Origin of the sequence: Vibrio sp. STUT-A11 (assembly GCF_026000435.1) — a bacterium.
In the GTDB taxonomy this organism is placed as follows: Bacteria; Pseudomonadota; Gammaproteobacteria; order Enterobacterales; family Vibrionaceae; genus Vibrio.
The window spans coordinates 1823322-1840984 of the sequence record NZ_AP026764.1 but is presented as its reverse complement, the minus strand read 5'-3'; the positions used below and the strand labels follow the sequence as shown (position 1 = coordinate 1840984).

Annotated in this window: 12 protein-coding genes; 6 read left to right on the top strand and 6 right to left on the bottom strand. The window is 43.9% G+C overall.

Annotated elements, in window-relative coordinates; all coding sequences use genetic code 11:
* Positions 1 to 83: 83 nt before the first annotated feature.
* The 3 genes from OO774_RS23800 to OO774_RS23790 form a co-directional block, all read right to left on the bottom strand.
* Positions 84 to 1115, bottom strand: a complete 1032-nt coding sequence (locus OO774_RS23800; RefSeq protein ID WP_264907277.1) for a LacI family DNA-binding transcriptional regulator — start codon at positions 1113 to 1115, stop codon at positions 84 to 86.
* A gap of 180 nt (positions 1116 to 1295) precedes the next feature.
* Positions 1296 to 2450 (bottom strand): MBL fold metallo-hydrolase, encoded by a 1155-nt coding sequence (locus OO774_RS23795; protein WP_264907276.1) that lies wholly within the window; start codon positions 2448 to 2450, stop codon positions 1296 to 1298.
* Positions 2451 to 2731: 281 nt separating this feature from the next.
* Positions 2732 to 4654 carry an FAD-dependent oxidoreductase gene (locus tag OO774_RS23790; protein WP_264907274.1) on the bottom strand — a complete coding sequence of 641 codons (1923 nt, stop codon included), beginning with the start codon at positions 4652 to 4654 and terminating at the stop codon, positions 2732 to 2734.
* A 602-nt stretch (positions 4655 to 5256) separates the two neighbouring features.
* Between OO774_RS23790 and OO774_RS23785 the strand changes: the two genes are divergently transcribed.
* Positions 5257 to 6009, top strand: a complete 753-nt coding sequence (locus tag OO774_RS23785; protein ID WP_264907273.1) for an SDR family oxidoreductase — start codon at positions 5257 to 5259, stop codon at positions 6007 to 6009.
* Between the two features lie 92 nt (positions 6010 to 6101).
* Here OO774_RS23785 and OO774_RS23780 read toward each other — a convergent pair whose 3' ends face one another.
* From OO774_RS23780 to OO774_RS23770, 3 genes are read right to left on the bottom strand one after another with little or no spacing between them, the layout of a single operon-like run.
* On the bottom strand, positions 6102 to 7157 hold the full coding sequence (locus tag OO774_RS23780) for a sugar phosphate isomerase/epimerase (protein ID WP_264907272.1): 1056 nt from the start codon (positions 7155 to 7157) through the stop codon (positions 6102 to 6104).
* A 23-nt stretch (positions 7158 to 7180) separates the two neighbouring features.
* Entirely contained in the window at positions 7181 to 8425 is a 1245-nt protein-coding gene (locus tag OO774_RS23775; RefSeq protein ID WP_264907270.1) for an MFS transporter, read from the bottom strand.
* Between the two features lie 50 nt (positions 8426 to 8475).
* The gene (locus OO774_RS23770; RefSeq protein WP_264907269.1) at positions 8476 to 9609 is read right to left on the bottom strand and encodes a Gfo/Idh/MocA family oxidoreductase; all 1134 of its coding nucleotides are present in this window, start codon (positions 9607 to 9609) and stop codon (positions 8476 to 8478) included.
* Positions 9610 to 9846: 237 nt separating this feature from the next.
* Between OO774_RS23770 and OO774_RS23765 the strand changes: the two genes are divergently transcribed.
* The 5 genes from OO774_RS23765 to OO774_RS23745 all read left to right on the top strand — a co-directional run bounded on the left by OO774_RS23765 (position 9847) and on the right by OO774_RS23745 (position 17337).
* The gene (locus OO774_RS23765) at positions 9847 to 10833 is read left to right on the top strand and encodes a LacI family DNA-binding transcriptional regulator (RefSeq protein ID WP_264907267.1); all 987 of its coding nucleotides are present in this window, start codon (positions 9847 to 9849) and stop codon (positions 10831 to 10833) included.
* Positions 10834 to 11021: 188 nt separating this feature from the next.
* Positions 11022 to 11993, top strand: coding sequence for a glucokinase (locus tag OO774_RS23760; RefSeq protein ID WP_264907265.1), 972 nt, complete (start codon positions 11022 to 11024; stop codon positions 11991 to 11993).
* A 346-nt stretch (positions 11994 to 12339) separates the two neighbouring features.
* Positions 12340 to 13686, top strand: coding sequence for a PTS transporter subunit EIIC (locus tag OO774_RS23755; protein ID WP_264907264.1), 1347 nt, complete (start codon positions 12340 to 12342; stop codon positions 13684 to 13686).
* Between the two features lie 47 nt (positions 13687 to 13733).
* Complete coding sequence (locus tag OO774_RS23750; RefSeq protein ID WP_264907263.1) at positions 13734 to 16352, top strand: glycoside hydrolase family 78 protein; 2619 nt, start codon at positions 13734 to 13736, stop codon at positions 16350 to 16352.
* 13 nt (positions 16353 to 16365) lie between these two features.
* A complete protein-coding gene (locus OO774_RS23745) occupies positions 16366 to 17337 on the top strand; it encodes an AraC family transcriptional regulator (RefSeq protein ID WP_264907262.1) in 972 nt (323 codons plus the stop codon).
* Positions 17338 to 17663: the final 326 nt, after the last annotated feature.

Below are 17663 nucleotides of genomic sequence, written 5' to 3'. Positions count from 1 at the left end.
TACACCATTAATTCACTACTTTTTATCTTGATTCTTTTGCCACACCAGTTCGGTGTGGCCTTTTTCGTTGATATCTTGCAAAGCTAGAGCAAGTTTTGCGTAGATTCACGCACGATCAACTTACCCGTTAATGATTCTTTTAACGTAGGTGGTGTGTCATTATCCATTAAGTTGAACAGCATGCTTCCAGCTGTATCGATAATCTCATCGACTGGCATGGCGATTGTCGATAGAGGGGGATCGATAAAACTGCTGACATCGTCGTTATCCAGACCAAAGACCGATACCTGTTCCGGTACGGCAATGCCTTTTTCTTTTAACGCTTTTATTGCTCCGATAGCGATTGCATCGCTGAAGCAACAGATGGCACTAAATGAAACGTCTCGCTCTACTAGGCTCTTGCACGCATCATACCCGCCTTGGTATAGGCAATCGAATCCTTCGGCAATCAAAAGAGGGTTGAGATCGATACCCGCGTTTTTGAGTGACTCTTGATAGCCTTGTAGTCTTAAACGAGAAGTTAATAGCTGATACTTACCTGCAATATACGCAATGTCTTTATGACCATGGTCGATCATATAGTCGACGGCCAATCGTGCGGTGGCCACCTGATCAAACCAGACACAATGATCGGGTTTATTGGTTAGATGATGGTTGAGCACAACCAGTGGAATCGGTAGCTCATCAATTAAGCTTTCTAACTTATCACCGATATCGCTGCCTTCAATGCGCGAGCTTTTGTAATAGATAATACCATCACAGCGGCGATCAACTAATTTGTGAATTGATTGAATACTGGATTCGATATCATTGCCATCAACTTGAGATATCATCAGAAACTTACCCGATTTATTCGCAAGTCGCTGAGTCATGTCGATTAAATTATTGATATATTGCGAGGAGTTATGCGCATCAGGAATAATAAGGCCGATCGTGTCGGTCGTCTGTTTTGATAGCGAACGCGCAAGTATATTTGGACGGTAATCCAACTCTTTTACAGCCTTAAAGACCGCTTTTTTTGTTTCTTCAGATACTCGTCCAGTACCATTTAGAACTTTGGAAACCGTGGATTTGGATACGCCAACCCGACGAGAAACATCCAGAATTGTCGCCATGCTGTTTTAGTCTCAAACAAGAAAAGTCACTATTAGATAATTTAAAGGAATACGACCTTAAAAACAATTTTCCATTTGTATCAAGTTGCTATCAAGCGCTTTGCGCTTTTTACGATTTGGGCTGGGGGAATAAAACAAAGAGTCCCCCAGTTATCCGATATTGATGTATTGAGGCGGGTGTTACTGTTTCCACCATTGAGAAAACGTCTGGTTGTTATCTTCCAAACCGACGATTTCTCCTATCATTGGTGTCATGAGGCGGTAATCTTGTCGCTGACTTTCCTGAGTGATGCGATCTAGCGGTTCATACCAGGCGTGTTTAGCCAGCTTGAATTTACTGTTGTGCGAAGGTAATAACGCCTCTGCATTAAGATCGTTAGCCGCCTGAGCAACTTCTTCTGGCATCATATGAATAAATGGCCAGTTTTCGTTGTATTGACCGGTTTCCAGTACAGCGATGTCGAAGCTGCCAAACTCATTAGCGATAGTCTTGAAATGCGCTCCATAGCCACTGTCGCCGCCAAGGTAAATCTTATGCTCACCGGAAACGATGGCAAATGAGGCCCAAAGCGTGCGGTTGCGTTTTAGCAACCGGCCTGAAAAGTGTTGTGCTGGCAGGATATGAATGCGGCCCGCTTGGGTTGGCAGTGAATCATACCAGTCGCCTTCTGTGATCTGATCAGGGCTGAATCCCCATTGAGTGAAATAAGAGCCGACACCGATTGGAGTCACAACCTGATTGATTTTTTCTTTAAGTGCGTTAATTGTTGGGTAATCGAGGTGGTCCCAGTGATCGTGAGAAATCAATAAGTAATCTACCTTTGGGATATCATCGGCGGTGTAAACATTGCTGCCAGGAAATGCCACATTGGTATAGGGAACCGGAGACGCATTGTCACTGAATACCGGATCAATTAAGTAGCGGATGCCGTCCAGTTGAATAAAGTAGCTGGAGTGCCCCATCCAGATCATGACGTTATCCCGAGGATTCAGGCCAAACAAATCTGATTTTACTGAAGGCAAATTGGTGACCGGAACGGCGTCGACAACGGGATCAGTTAAAAAACGGTAGAACCCAATCAAGGCTCCTTCGCTCGACGTTGATACCGGAACATCCTCAATATTGTGAAACTTTCCGTCTAGGTACTTTCCTTGGTAACTATCCACTTTCACGTGAGGGGAGGCGAACTGTGGTTGTAGCATATAGGTGTAGATACCCGCGGCAACAATAGCAAGTAAAGCAACAATAACCTTGAGTAACCTACGTAGTTTTGGCCAAGGCCTTTTGTTTTTTAGGTAGGATAGATCTATGGTTTGAGTTTCAGCTTGGCGCATTGGGTCTCCACGTTCTTAGGCGGTGTGTTTAAGGTGGCGTTACATTGAAATTGCATTGACTCTAATTTATAGATGTGACACTTAATCGAGCACAACTTAGATTCATATGCATAAATTTGAACCGCCTATTCTCATCAATTCACCGCTGAGAATAAAGACCCATTCTTATTTTATTTTTGCCTATTTGTTTTGATATGGCTGTGAACAAAAGAAACTTCATTAAAAAGTCACGGCCTTTAGTAAAAAAGGCCGTGACTACAAGGTTGGGAGTAAGACTCAGATTACAACGTTAATCCAGCTAAGTAGCCTTCCTCAACAGCTTCCATTGCTTTTCTTACCTTTTGCGCATCACCAATAGTGACAATTTCGGAGACATGCTGCTCTAGCTCTTCGACAGAAAAACTAACAGGGCGTGAACCAATTGCCATCACTACGTTATCAATAGCAGCCAGTGTCTGAAGTTGGCCGTTATTATCAACGACGACAGCGTCACTATGGATCTCTTTGACCTGCGTGTTAGTCAGAATGGCCACATTGTGATGCTGCAAATCCTTCATCAGGTAATGTTTGGTTGCTGATGGTGTACCGACAAAGATATCGCTGTTCATTTCAATGATAGAGACATCATGACCGTGGTTGGCTAAGTGTGCTGCGGTTTCAGAACCGACCAGACCACCACCAATCACCACAACGCGCTTACCTGCTTGAGCACTACCCTGGAGTATATCGTTGGCAGTAAGCACATGACCTAGCTCCTTGCCAGGAATATTCGGCACAAACGGTGACGCACCAGTCGCAATAATCACGCTATCTGGTTGGTTATCACGGATCATGTCCAGAGTAAGCTCTGTATTGAGATGAACGATAACCCCTAGCTTATTAAGCTGATTCACTTGCCAAACGGTAAATGAACCCAGTTCTTCTTTTGTTGGTGGGATTGCTGCCAACACCCACTGTCCACCTAAACGGCTATTCTTTTCGAAAATTTCCACCTTGTGACCGCGCTGAGCGGCAACAATGGCGGCTTCCATCCCCGCGATACCGCCACCGATGATGAATACTTTTTTCTCGCGCGATGCTGGTGTGATTTGTCGTTCCGACTCGTGACCTGTCATCGGGTTAACCAGACATTTGATCGGCAGTTGCTGCGCGTTACGCTGAATACAGCCTTGTAAGCAGCCAATGCAGCGAATAATGTCATCAAATTGACCTGCTTGGGCTTTGTTTGGCAGATGTGGATCCGCCAATGACCCGCGACCCATAGAGATCATATCAGCTTGCTTAGAGCGTAATACCGATTCTGCGATTAACGGGTCATTAATTCGACCTACCGCAATAACAGGAATCGACACCACTTTCTTTAATTCTTCACTGATATTTGCACTCCAGGCGTGACCAACAGCCGTTGGTGGTATAATGGTTTCCGTGCTGGCATAGACACCGTTAGAAGCGTGAATAAGATCAATTCCTGCGTTTTCGAGTAGCATGGAGATGACTTTACTGTCTTCGGTTGTTAAACCACCTTCGACAAACTCGTTTACCGACATGCGGTAGATAAGCGGGAAATCCGAGCCAACTTTGGATCTGATATTGGCGATGATTTCGAGCGCGAAACGAGCACGATTGAGAATGGTGCCGCCGTATTGGTCGATGCGTTTGTTGGAAAACGGCGACATAAACTGGTTCACCAGGTAACCATGTGCACCATGAATTTCGACCGCATCAAAACCAGCTTTTTTTGCACGTAGAGCGGTATCACCAAACTGTTCAACCAGCTGTTGAATTTCCTCGACAGACAATTCACGCGGCATGGCGTTGACGACAGGGTCGGGGATAGCTGAAGGAGCGACAGGCTGAACACCGGTGATTTCTGCACTGGTTTCACGTCCCGCATGATAAATTTGCGCCGCGATTTTAGCGCCATGCTGGTGGACACGCTCAGTCAGCTGTTTGTGGCTTTCGATTTGAGAGTCATCCCATAGGCCTGGCAGTTTCACAAAACCGCCTGCTTCAGGGTTAATTTTGTAGTCTTCTACAATAATCAAGCCCCAGCCACCTTTGGCTTTTTCTTCGTGATAGCTAATAAACTGCTCGGTACAAGTTCCGTCCTCGTTAGCGTAATTGGAAACCATAGGAGGCACAACAAGTCGGTTTTTTACCACCATATTACCGATAGAGATCGGTGAAAATACATGATTCAACATAGGATGTTCTCGTAAGAATTAAATATTAATTATTTTGTCTGAGATCAAAAAAAATAATTAATATCTAAAACGTAACAGTAAGAGGGAATATGTTCTTACTTACCCGTTGATGACGTTGACGTAGAAATAATATCCGGCGTCAATAAAACAATCCACATTAATTATATGGTTAAAAAGGAATGGTATTGTTGCTTGTTTGTAGGCGAATGTAATGTGTTAGCTTGTTCAGATTTAATATAAATCATTATTAAACAATATCTTGAGTTTGAATGGCTATCTTTCATAGCATTAACATTTTTGCTGTTTTAATGCTCATTGTGGAAAAATATTCCAGAGTGTTCATCTTTTTAGTTGGGATTAATGTGTGCTAGATGACTGCCTGGTAAATGAAAGATGGAGTGAAACTAGAATGATTTTCAATTAGGTCGTATTAATTTTTTATTATGGATTTTTATTCCAGACAGATAGGAATTTAATTCTCTTTATTTACTTATTAACAATGCTCATAGTGAGGTTAAATAATATTAAAGCGAATCCCATTGGTTAATACCGCAGGGGAGTGGGCTTGATATAGAAAAAGAAAATAACAAAGGATACAAAGAATGAACAACGTTGTTATGGTGACCGGCGGCACCCGTGGAATTGGCTTTGAAACCGCGAAAAAATATCTGACTCAGGGTGACAAAGTCGTCATCGCTAGTATTGATGCTCCAGAAGTGATTGAACAGGCAATGACCGAGCTCTCAGCAATGGGTGAAGCGGTGTTTATTGAGTGTAATATCGCCGATGCAGAGCAGTGTCGCCTGGCCGTGGAGCAGACGGTTGAAAAATTTGGCACCATTGATGTACTTGCAAATGTAGCAGGTGTTGTTGGGCAGCGTATCTCTTTGATCGAAGCTGAACTCAGTGACATTTTTAATACCATTCAGATCAATCTGATGGGTACCATTCAGCTGTGTCACTACGTTGGTAAAGTCATGGCAGCCAATAAGTCGGGTGTTATTGTGAATGTAGGTTCTATTTGTGGTTCGATAGCCAACACGGAAAATATTGGTTACCACGCGAGTAAAGGTGGGGTTCGAATGGTGACACAAGCCCTTGCCAGAGAATTGTCTCCATATGGTGTGCGAGTGGTATCTGTTGCTCCGGGCTGGGTTAAGACTGGCATGATTGACAAGCCTATTGAAGAAATTGGCAGCAAATTACATATGAAAGGGCGCATTATTAACCCGGTTGAAATCGCTAATGCGATATACCTAATGTCGTTACCGGAAGCGAGTGCGATTAATGGTTCCACCATCATGGACGACGACGGCTATTCGTCATTTAAAGGTGTGGATGGTTACCAAGCGTAGAACTGAAATTTCAATCCAGATAAACAAAAGCGGCGCTAAAATTAGCGCCGCTTTCAATTGGGTCGGAAGATTAATGACTTTGGTTTAGATTCTCAATCTAAGCCCATCAGGCTACGGTTTAGATTCTGTTCTTGTGCACCAGAAGCGAAGTCATCAAACGCTTTTTCGGTACGATTAATTAAGTGTTGTTGGATAAAAGGAGCACCCTCAGCTGCGCCTTGTTCCGAGTCTTTAAGGCAGCATTCCCATTCCAGTACCGCCCAACCAGAAAATCCATATTGAGTCAGCTTGCTGAAGATTTGCACGAAGTCGATCTGACCATCGCCCAATGAGCGGAATCGTCCGGCACGATCAACCCAGCTTGCGTAGCCGCCATAAACGCCTTGCGAAGCACTGGCGCGGAATTCGGCATCTTTAACATGGAAGGCTTTGATACGCTCATGGTAACGATCGATGAAGCCTAAGTAGTCCATGCCTTGCAGTAGCATATGGCTTGGGTCGTACAGAATGTTGGCGCGCGGATGGTAGTTAACGCTCTCCAGGAAACGCTCGAAACTGGTGCCATCGAACAGATCTTCACCCGGATGGAGCTCATAACAGACATCAACACCAGCCGCGTCAAATGCATCCAGAATTGGAAGCCAGCGTGCTGCTAGCTCCGCAAATCCTTCTTCAACCAGACCTTGTGGACGCTGTGGCCATGGGTAAACGTATGGCCACAGTAGCGAACCAGAAAACGTCGCATGCGCGTTCAGACCAAGGTTGGCAGAAGCTTGAGCTGCCAACATCAGTTGCTGCGTTGCCCACTCCGAACGCGCAGCAGAATTTCCGCGCACTGCTTCTGGCGCAAACTGGTCCATTAATGGCTCGTAGGCCGGGTGAACTGCCAGAAGCTGACCTTGAATGTGAGTAGAAAGTTCACTGATTTGCAGACCAAACTCAGCAAGAGTCAGTTCAATTTGCTTACAGTAGTCTTTATCTGTTGCCGCTTTTTCCAGATCGAAGATCTCCGGACTCAGCGTTGGCATTTGCAGCGCCTTATAGCCCTTGTCTGCTGCCCATTTTGCCAGCCCTTCAAGTGTGTTGAATGGTGCCTGGTCAGAAATGAACTGCGCGAGGAAAATAGCAGGACCTTTAATTTGTTGCATAATCAATTACCTTAAAATTTAAATTAGGCGTTTGCAGTTTGCGTTGAAGTAGAGCGCTTCTCTTTGAAGAACAGGATGAATAGCAGTGCTACGCCAGCCGCGAACATTGCTGGAATCCACCAGAAGCTTGCCCAGTTATCAGGTGTTAACTGATTTGCGCCTTGTAAGAATTCGTTGTAAACCATGCCGGCGATTTGCGCGCCAACAAGCATACCGACACCGTAAGTCACCAAAACAAGTAGACCTTGCGCCTGGCCGCGGTTGCTATCGTTACATTGTTTATCAATGTAGATTTGGCCAGTGACAAAGAAGAAGTCGTAACATACACCGTGTAGCGCGATACCAGCCATGATCATCCAAACCACTGAGTCAGGAGCGCTGATCGCGAATAATGCATAGCGAAGAACCCAAGCACCCATACCCACAACCAGCATCCATTTCACGCCAAGACGACGGAAGAAGAATGGCATCAGTAGCATAAATCCAAGTTCAGAAACCTGACCTAGTGTTTGAATACCAGCGATATTCGCCATGTCCATAGAGCTTAGGAAAAGCTGAGTAAAGTTGTAGTAGGCTGCTAGTGGGATACAGATTAGGAACGAAGCCAGCATGAAGACAAAGAATGCTGGGCTTGCTAGCTGTTTAAATACGTTGATGCCGGCAATTTCGCTGAATGATGTTTTTGTTCCTTTTGCTGCAGGTTGTGTATCAGGTAGCATGAAGCTAAAGATACCAAGAATCACACTGGCTGTTGCTGCTGTGTAAAGTGGCATTGCTGTTTGCTCTGCGGCTACTCCGAACACTCCGCTTAATCCAAAGCTGATAAACAGACCTGCAATGATCCAACCAATGGTACCGAACACACGGATCGTCGGGAATTGCTTCTCCTGGTCTTCGATATTTCTAAATGCCAAAGAGTTAGACAAGCCTAATGTCGGCATATAAGCCAGGTTATAAGCCAACAGTACCACTATAAACAGGGTTGGATTCTCAATGGTTTGAGGGGCTGCGAATAAAAATGCGGCGCCTAAAAGGTGTAGCGTGCCTAAAACTTTTTGCGTGGCGAAATATTTATCAGCAATCAGACCAATGAAAAATGGTGCAATAACCGCCGCCAGCGGGTTAACTGTGTACGGCCAGTGAGTCAGATCACTCATGCCTACCTGAGACATGTAGACCGCGATAGAGGTGTACCACGCCCCCCAGATGAAGAATTGCAAAAACATCATGGCGCGCAAGCGAGGCAGAATAAAATTGTTGTTTTTCATAATATTATCCTTTTATTGAAGTAGGGGTGTTTCACAAATTGGTATTACTTTTAGTCGATAGTCACCCAACGTCTTTCTTTGGTTGAAGTCAGAGCGGCATCGATAAGTTTGGCGGCGCGAAGACCGTCATCAAAAGTCGGTAAACCTTCTGGTTTCTGGCCGAGTAAGGTGTCATAGAAATCACTAATGAAAGCATCGAAACAGTGGCTGTAGCCTTGTGCATGACCAGCAGGGGTCAATGACAAGCGTTTTTGCTCGTCACTACCTTGAGTCGGATCGCGAACCAGTAAAGTACGCGAGTCACGTCGACCAACCCACAGTTGTTCTGGCGTTTCCTGGTCAAATTCAAGGCTGGCGTTGCTGCCATCAATTTCAAACCAAAGACGGTTCTTACGACCTGCAGAGACTTGGCTTATTGTCAGTGTTGCAGGTGTACTTTTATCGGTAATTAACAGCAAGTTCGCGATGTCTTCAGTGGTTACTGCAGCACTGTCACTGGGTGCTTCTGTTTCAGTACGTTCGCTGAATGTCTCAGTGGCGTTGGTTGAGCGCTCTTTTTGCGCTGTATGGAAATGGCTAGTTAAATCCGTAAAGCGTTCGCCTGTTACCCACTCGATTAAGTCACACCAGTGACTACCGATATCGGCAAACGCACGTGAAGCACCGCCTTGTTTTGGGTCAACACGCCAGTTGTTATCCGTTTGCTCAAGTAACCAATCTTGCAGGTAACTACCATGAATTAAATGCAGTAGACCAATTTCACCGCTTGCAATGCGCGCTTTAGCTTCACGCACCATCGGATGGTAGCGGTAAACAAATGGCACACCTGTGATTAAGTCTTTCTCTTGCGCCAACTGTTGAAGTTCAAGTGCATCTTCTAAGTTAGTCGCGAGTGGTTTTTCACAAATAACATGTTTTCCTGCCTCAAGTGCTTGTTTAGCCATTGGGTGATGAAAACGGTTTGGAGTGCAGATGTGCAGTACGTCTACTTGTTCACTTTGTAACGCTTGCTCTAAGTCGTCGAATACCATCACGCCCCATTTCTCTGCGACCGCTTGAGCTTGTTCTGGGTTGGCATCTACTAATCCAAGTACGTTCACTCCTGCAGTTTTTAGAGATCGGAAATGCACATGGGCAATCATTCCCGTCCCTACGATGACTGCATTAATACTTGATTTACTCATTCTACGCTCCATCTTTTGCTTTGTTGTGTAACATTACATTTGTTACATTAACGCTATATCAAAATGGAACTATGGCTAAATAAATCCAGGATTTTCTGTTTGTTTTTATGTCTTGAATCACAAACCAATAGGAGTTTGAGAGTTAGATCACGGTGGGTTATTGGCCTGAAAACATAGAGTGGAAATGCATTACGTGTTACATTTGTTTCATTACGTTTTATATAGGTATGAAGATCTATGCGTCCATCTGTCGCTGATGTGGCTAAATATGCTGGTGTATCCACAGCAACGGTTTCGCGGGTACTTAATGATAGCCAGTCGATTCGCCCACAAACCCGGGAAAAGGTGAAACAAGCCATTGAAACTTTGGGCTACCAACTGCCTGAAAGTAATCCGGTTATGAAACTGAGCGGGACAAAACTCGTGATGGTACTGGTACCTAATATTGAGAACCCGTTTTATAGCGGTATCGTAAATGGTATTGAAGCTGCTGCCCGTGAACACAACTTCTCTGTCATTTTAACCAATACAGAAGGGGATGGTTGGGAAGAACTCAAGTATCTCGACATGCTGGAACAGAAGCAAGTTGCTGGTGTCATTAGCCTTGATCCAATGATGGCACAGTTAGAGTTACCTGAGCGTATTGTGCACTTGCCTTGGGTTGCTTGCTCTGAGTATGTGCCAGATTCGCAGGTTGCTTACGTGAGTATTGACCACAAACAAGCGGCTGAAGATGCGGTTCTATACCTTGTATCTAAAGGGCATAAACGCATTGCGTTAGTGAACTCTGATGAACGCTATATCTATGCTCAACAGCGTCGCGAAGGCTTTATCAGTGCCATGAAATCATCAGGGTTAACCATCGAAGAAGGTTACGTTCAGTCGATGGGCGGCATTGATTATCCTCTGGGTGAGTTAGCGGCGCGACGCCTGTTGACGTTACCTTCACCACCAACCGCTATTTTTGCTGTTTCAGATATGCTGGCGATTGGTGTTATGAAAGCGCTGTTCCGAATGGGTAAAGCGGTTCCTCAAGATGTGGCTGTGGTTGGTTTCGATGATATTCCAATTTCAGATATGTTTGAGCCATCCCTGACGACCATTCAGCAGCCAACCTTTGAAATGGGCCAGGCGGCAATGAAAATGCTGACTCAACGTATTGAAGGCAACACTGCAACATCGAAAATCATCCACCATTCTCTGATGGTAAGACATTCAGCGTAACCTACCTGCTTCCCTCTGCTATATTTAATTGCAATTATTACGTTGCAACGCTCACGATTCCGGATTGTTGAGCGTTGACGAATTTGTGTTTTGTATGTAACGTTTCATGTTGTTACATTTGGTGTTTTGAGAGCGTTTATCGCCAATAAATACACGTGATTGTTTTTGAGTATTATTAAGGAGAAGTAATGTCGGAACAGTATGCCTTGGTTGGGGATATCGGGGGAACCAACGCTCGTTTAGCACTTTGCGAGTTAGCGACAGGGGCGATCAGCGATATCGTGACTTACCCTGCTGCCGAATATGAAACGCTGGAAATTGTGATTCGCAAATACCTTGATCGTCACGACACTCCAATCTCACCGGCCTGTATTGCGATTGCTTGTCCGGTCACCGGAGATTGGGTTTCGATGACAAATCATCATTGGGCATTCTCTATTTCTGAAATGAAACACAATTTAGGGCTGTCTGAATTAAAAGTGATTAATGATTTTACGGCGGTTGCTTTTGCTATACCGCAGCTAAAAGCGGAAGAGCGTATTCAGATCGGTGGGAAAGACCCGGTAGAAGGTAAACCGATTGCAATCTATGGCGCAGGTACCGGGTTAGGTGTTGCTCAACTGGTGAATATAGAAGGTTTCTGGCACAGTATTCCAGGAGAAGGTGGCCATGTTGACCTTGCGCCGTGTACGCCTGAAGAGGATGAACTTATCCAGTACCTGCGTGCGAATTTTGGCAGGGTATCAGCTGAACGTTGTTTATCAGGGCAGGGCATTGAAAACATTTATCAGTTTGTTGCTAGTCAGAATTCGTCTGCTTTACCGACTTTAGAAGCGAAGCAAATTGCTCAGCAGGCGCTAGATGCAAGCAACCAAGAGTGTGTCCGGACATTGCAGTTGTTCTCTATCCTTATGGGGCGCTTTGGCGGCAACCTGGCATTAACCTCTGGCGCATTTGGCGGTGTTTATATTGCTGGTGGTATTGTTCCAAGATTTATAGAGTTCTTTATTGATTCAGGGTTTCGTGAAGCGTTTGAAGATAAAGGACGTTTTGTTGATTATCTAAAAGATATCCCTGCTTATGTGGTCACGCACAAAGAACTCGGCCTTGTTGGTGCTGGTGCATATTTGAGACAGAGCCTGGCTGGTTCTCCAATGTAAAGTTTCTGATAAGCCTCAGTCAGAGCGTTCGAATCACCTCAGAATGCTAGGTGGGGCTTTTATAACTCCCTTCTACGTATAAAAAACGGTTTAGCGATGAATATTTTTCGCACTCCAACCCAAAATGTTGTGATCAACATATCTATTCCACCTTGTTATTTTGAGCCATTAAACCCTTAGTCCACAGTTTGCAAGGACGGTCATGTAGGGATGCAACAACCGTTATTACGGTATTTAATCGATGTTTTTATTATCTCACTATCGAGATGACTAGGCACTAGACAGTGCCTTTTGGACTCACTAACAATTAGACAGTTATTATAACTTATTGAAAATGGTCGGAATTATGAATATTGATACAAGCAAAATGCAGGATGGCTTAATGGCTGTTATGCAGAAAATCGGGCAAAACAGATATTTGCAATCCATTATGAAAGGCATGATGATGGTGCTGCCTGCTACCATTATGAGTTCTTTCGCAACGCTGCTAAAAGTCTTACCAATACCAGCTTATCAAGACTTCATCTTACGTCACGGACTGGGTCAGTTTTTCGATATTCCAATCAACTTTACCAACAACTTCCTGGCAGTACTTGTCGCCTTTTCTATTGCTTATAATGTCGCTAAAAGCTTCGATGTTGATGGGTTCACGGCTGGTTTGATCTCCATGATATCGTTCTTTATTCTTACCCCGTACGAACTGGGTGAGATGGGACCTCTAGGACAAGCTTACTCAATCCCGAACACCTGGCTCGGTGCGATGGGCTTGTTTACGGGGATCATGGTTGCATTTATTTCAGCGCGTACTTTCGTCTGGATCACTAAGAAAGGGCTGATCATACGCATGCCGGATGGTGTGCCTGAGTTTATCTCTAAATCGTTCTCTGCACTTATTCCTGGCCTGGTGATTTTAACCGCTTTCACTGTGTTGTCGGCAACCATCACTATCAACGATCTTGGTAGTGTACACGAAATCATCTACGGTATTATTCAGGCTCCGCTGACGGATCTTGGTGCTGGCATTGGTTCAGTGATTGTGGTTTCAATCGTTGTACAGTTACTTTGGTTCTTTGGTCTGCATGGTCATGCCATCACGTTAGGTGTTGTTGCTCCAATTTGGTTTGCCATGGACGCAGCTCAGCTAGCGGCATTTTCGTCTGGCGCACCAACGCCAAACATCACTGGCTTCGCTTTCTTTATGACATACACTGCGGGTGATTTGTTACCACTTGCCTTTATGCTTGCGTTTATGGCTCGAAGCCAGCGTTACAAAACACTGGGCCGCATCTCGCTACCACCTGCGGTATTTACTATCGGTGAACCAATGGCATACGGTGTGCCACTGGTAATGAACTTTGCGCTTGCTATTCCTTACATTCTGCTTAATGCCGTTCTTCTTGGCGCTGCATACTACTTAACAGTGGCAGGTATTCTTCCTGCGGTTGCTGGTGTTATGACACCTGCCGGTATGCCAGTTATCGTATCGGGCTTTATGCAGGGTAGCTGGAAGATTGCTGCATTCCAGTTCGTCGCGCTGTTTATCCGCTTCGCTGGCTGGTACTTCTTCTTCAAGATTGCCGATCGCATTGCTTTTGCTGAAGAAACTGAAGAAGAGAGACAAGCTCAGATTGCCGAGCAGAAACGTGCTCGTGAACAATTTGACGCTGAACAGTCATCTGAAGTGAGCGCATAAGTTTTATGATGATGAATAGCCTAACAGTTAATGGAAAGCATGAATTAATGACTATCGATACACTTCCGGTCCAGTGTCGATGGCTGGTGGACTTTAAACAGTCACACTTTACCTTTAAGCTTTTCAGCAATTTTCAAACGGCTCACATCGCAGAAGAGTATAGCAACGAGAGTTGCTATACCTTGTCTGATATAGAGCTAACCGCAAGCTGCTGCTACGATATTGAAGTCACTGTTTATGGTGTTGATGGTGAGGTTCAAGTTCTTAATGCTTCACTAATCAGTGGTAATAAAGGTGAGTTCAACGGGAGTTGGATCTCTGCTAACTCACCGCTTGTCACTGATGAACACTACTATGAAGATTGCCATAATCCAGTATTCAGAAAGCAGTTCACGATAACCGAGCAAACACAGGAAGCATTGATTCATATCGTGGGTTTGGGGTATTACACACTTTTTATAAATGGTCAGAAAGTTTCAAACTATGAATTGAATAACGATTGGACCAATTATGCAGAGTTGGTGTATTACGATTCCTTTGATATTTCAACCTATCTGCACCAGGGTGACAATGAGATCGTCGTGGAACTTGCCAATGGTTGGTATAACCCAGCACCTTTGACTCTGTTTGGTAAATATAACTTACGACAGAACCTGACGACAGGTCAGCCGACGTTACTTGCCGATATCGTACTTAAAGAGCACGATGGTAAATGTGTGGTCGTATCAACGGACTCAAGTTGGGAATGTACCAACGGTCCATATCTCTTCAACAACCTCTATTTAGGTGAGTTGATAGACTTCAGGTTGATCGAACAAGCGAATAATCGTTTGGTGAATCCAGTGTGGGAGCCTACTGTTATTAGTCAAGGTCCTAAAGGCGTATTAAAGCCAAGCAATCTTGATAAGATCTGTCGCAGTGAAGAAGTGAGTGCAAAGCACATTTACTCGCTTTCAGCCACTGATCATATTGTTGATTTTGGCACCATGGTTAGTGGTTTTATTGATGTCGAGTTTACGGCACAAGAAGGTGATGAAGTTGAGTTTTTATACAGCGAACAACTTGCCGCAAACGATACTTTAGACACTGATTCAACGCTGGCCGGCTTTGTTGGTAAAGAAGTCGAGCCAAATGTTATTGTGCCGGGCGGCGCTGGTGCACCTGAGCGTGGTGATCAACGAGACCGTTGTATCTGTCGTGCCGGGAAAATGCATTTCATTAACCGTTACACCTACCATTCATTTCGATATGTTCAGGTGACCGGTATTGCACTTGAGCAGTTACAGCATATCAAGGCGGTGTACGCGAATACCTTGTTGTCATCAACCGGTTATTTTTCCTGCTCGGATGATAATATTCATCGCCTATACCATGCTGCCGAGATTACTAAGCTAAATAACATCCACTCTGTTATTGAAGACTGCGCGCGTGAAAGGCTTGCTTACGGCGGTGATATGGTCGCGTTAGCGCATTCACAAGCGATGATGTTTAACTCAGCACAGCTTTATGAAAAAACCATTAAAGATTTTGTTGCTGAGCAGAGAGTGAATGGTGGATTCCCTGAAACCGCGCCCTTTATGGGCATTCAAACCAAAGGTACGGGCGAGGGCGCAGGACCGCTTGGCTGGCAATTAGCCGTCCCTTATCTGCTCAAAACCCATTATCAATATTATGGTAATGCAGCTTTGGTGACTGAACTGCTTCCTGCTCTAGAGTGTCAAATGGCTCACTTAAATACGCTTGATCAAGAAAATCTTGCTCAATTCTGCTTGGGTGACTGGGGAAGTAAGGTCGCGGATAAGAGTAACATCAAAAACGGCTCACCGGCGCTTTCTTTTACGGCTGCTTGTTTCTATTACTACCATCTTAGGTTACTGGCTGAACTCTGTCAGGTTGCGGGTTGGGAAGAAAAATATGTCAGATACAATCAGCAGGCGTTGGAATATAAAACTAGTCTGATCAAGCAGTATCGTAATGACGACGGCAGCTACGCTGACCGCAGCCAGACCAGTTATGTTTTTGCGCTTTATTTTGAGTTAGAGAGTGAGCCAAGCCAGCTGATTTCAGATCTGAAAGGTTTAGTGCAAGACGCAGGTTTTGATATCGAGTGTGGTATTTTTGGTCAAAGTTTCTTTTACCAAATCGCTAATCTTTATGATCTCAACCAACTGATTTACCCTTGGCTTAATAATACAATCGGCATCCCGAGTATGTTGCAGGATGGTAGTGGCTCGCTGAATGAGTTTTTCGGCGATAACGACAATGGCTCTTGTAATCATGCCATGTTTAGCTCATATGTATCATGGTTCTATAGCGCACTTGGGGGGATATTAGTCGATTCTGACGCCTGTGCGGCAGACCGAGTCACGATCAAGCCATTTTTTGAACCTCAAGTTAGTGGCGTTGACTGTCGCTTCCAATCAGTACGTGGTGAAATCCGTTGTGGGTGGCAACGTGAGCAAAGTGGTTGTATTACCTTGACGGTTCACGTGCCAGTCGGATTAAAATCTGCTCGTTTGATATTACCGAAAGAGTGGCGGGAGGCCGTGCGTCATCTGACAGCTGAACTCGTCGGTGAAAATTACGTACAGTACGACATATCCGAAACGACAGCGTTGCAACTTACATTGAAGACTGGTTTATTATTCATGGACGATTTTTGTTGATCAAAGGCTTATTATGCTTAATTCAAAAGTTCATGAACAATTGCTTTTACATACTGATAAAGAATTAGAGATCCTAGAGAATAAACCTGACTTTACTCCGGTGTTTTTTAAACGGTTAGAAGGTGACTTCTACCGTGACCGGCATATATTTATTGAGAAGCATACTCGTTTTATTGCAGTGCCAATGCACTCTCATGACTATATTGAGTTAGTGTATGTGTATAGCGGTACAATGCGCCAAGTTGTTAATGGAAAAAGTGTCGAGCTAAAAGCTGGTGAGATGTTGCTGCTTAATCAATATGCTCAACATCAAATAGATGTGACGGGTGAAGATGATATAATAATTAATTTTATTATTGAGGCAGACTATATTGCTCGATTAATATCACTATTTGATGATGAGAACTTGATCACTAAATTTATTCTTTCTTCTATTAACGGGAAAAATAAATCAGGTGAGCATGTTCACTTTAAAGTCAGCCATGATCAAGAAATACAGTATTCAGTATGTAAAATTATCAATGAGATATACAGTGATAAAGTACTAAAGCAAATGCGAGTTCACTTTCTTGTTGGCTTACTGATCACTGATTTGTTGTCCAATGTAGATAACACAGATTACTATATCAGCTCTAACTATATTGATTCCTTAGCGTTGACAGTCCTTAAGTACATTGATGAAAACTTTCAAGACGCGAGCCTTAAAGTGATTGCTGACAAAATCAATCAGCCGAACTACAAGGTAAGTCGGTTGCTCAAGAGCTACACTGGGAAAACATTCAGTGAATTAGTTATTGAAAAACGTATCGAGCGAGCTATCTATTTATTGAAGTATACTGATCACTCTATTATCGACGTGATTAATATGACAGGTTATGAAAATGCCTCTCACTTTTATCGCGTATTTAAAGATAAATACAATGTTAGCGTAAAAGAATATCGTGATTCCGTTAGGTCTAGTGACGAAACAGAACCTGTTTGTTAACTTATTTTTAATTGTAAATAAATAAACCAGCTTGAATGCTGGTTTATTATTATTCAATGATTAGAGAAAATAAGAGTAATTATTCTATACGGTATGTATGAAAAACCCACTGTGATTCCTCCTAATTCCATCGAAGTGTGATTTAAATCGTCTTCGAATTCACAATGTGCATCAACCGACAAATACGACTGCAACATCAGTTATAACAATCTTATTCGTTATTCCACATAATAGATCCATTGATTGCAGACTAACTAATAATTCAAAGAGTTAGCGATATTCAATGACACTGAGATAAGCAATTAAATAAATATAAAGGTATCTCG

What these genes read in the sequence shown, in the direction of transcription:
- OO774_RS23800 (WP_264907277.1), bottom strand. Translation starts at nt 1,115, where the DNA reads ATGGCGACAATTCTGGATGTTTCTCGTCGGGTTGGCGTATCCAAATCC.
- OO774_RS23795 (WP_264907276.1), bottom strand. Translation starts at nt 2,450, where the DNA reads ATGCGCCAAGCTGAAACTCAAACCATAGATCTATCCTACCTAAAAAAC.
- OO774_RS23790 (WP_264907274.1), bottom strand. Translation starts at nt 4,654, where the DNA reads ATGTTGAATCATGTATTTTCACCGATCTCTATCGGTAATATGGTGGTA.
- OO774_RS23785 (WP_264907273.1), top strand. Translation starts at nt 5,257, where the DNA reads ATGAACAACGTTGTTATGGTGACCGGCGGCACCCGTGGAATTGGCTTT.
- OO774_RS23780 (WP_264907272.1), bottom strand. Translation starts at nt 7,157, where the DNA reads ATGCAACAAATTAAAGGTCCTGCTATTTTCCTCGCGCAGTTCATTTCT.
- OO774_RS23775 (WP_264907270.1), bottom strand. Translation starts at nt 8,425, where the DNA reads ATGAAAAACAACAATTTTATTCTGCCTCGCTTGCGCGCCATGATGTTT.
- OO774_RS23770 (WP_264907269.1), bottom strand. Translation starts at nt 9,609, where the DNA reads ATGAGTAAATCAAGTATTAATGCAGTCATCGTAGGGACGGGAATGATT.
- OO774_RS23765 (WP_264907267.1), top strand. Translation starts at nt 9,847, where the DNA reads ATGCGTCCATCTGTCGCTGATGTGGCTAAATATGCTGGTGTATCCACA.
- OO774_RS23760 (WP_264907265.1), top strand. Translation starts at nt 11,022, where the DNA reads ATGTCGGAACAGTATGCCTTGGTTGGGGATATCGGGGGAACCAACGCT.
- OO774_RS23755 (WP_264907264.1), top strand. Translation starts at nt 12,340, where the DNA reads ATGAATATTGATACAAGCAAAATGCAGGATGGCTTAATGGCTGTTATG.
- OO774_RS23750 (WP_264907263.1), top strand. Translation starts at nt 13,734, where the DNA reads ATGACTATCGATACACTTCCGGTCCAGTGTCGATGGCTGGTGGACTTT.
- OO774_RS23745 (WP_264907262.1), top strand. Translation starts at nt 16,366, where the DNA reads ATGCTTAATTCAAAAGTTCATGAACAATTGCTTTTACATACTGATAAA.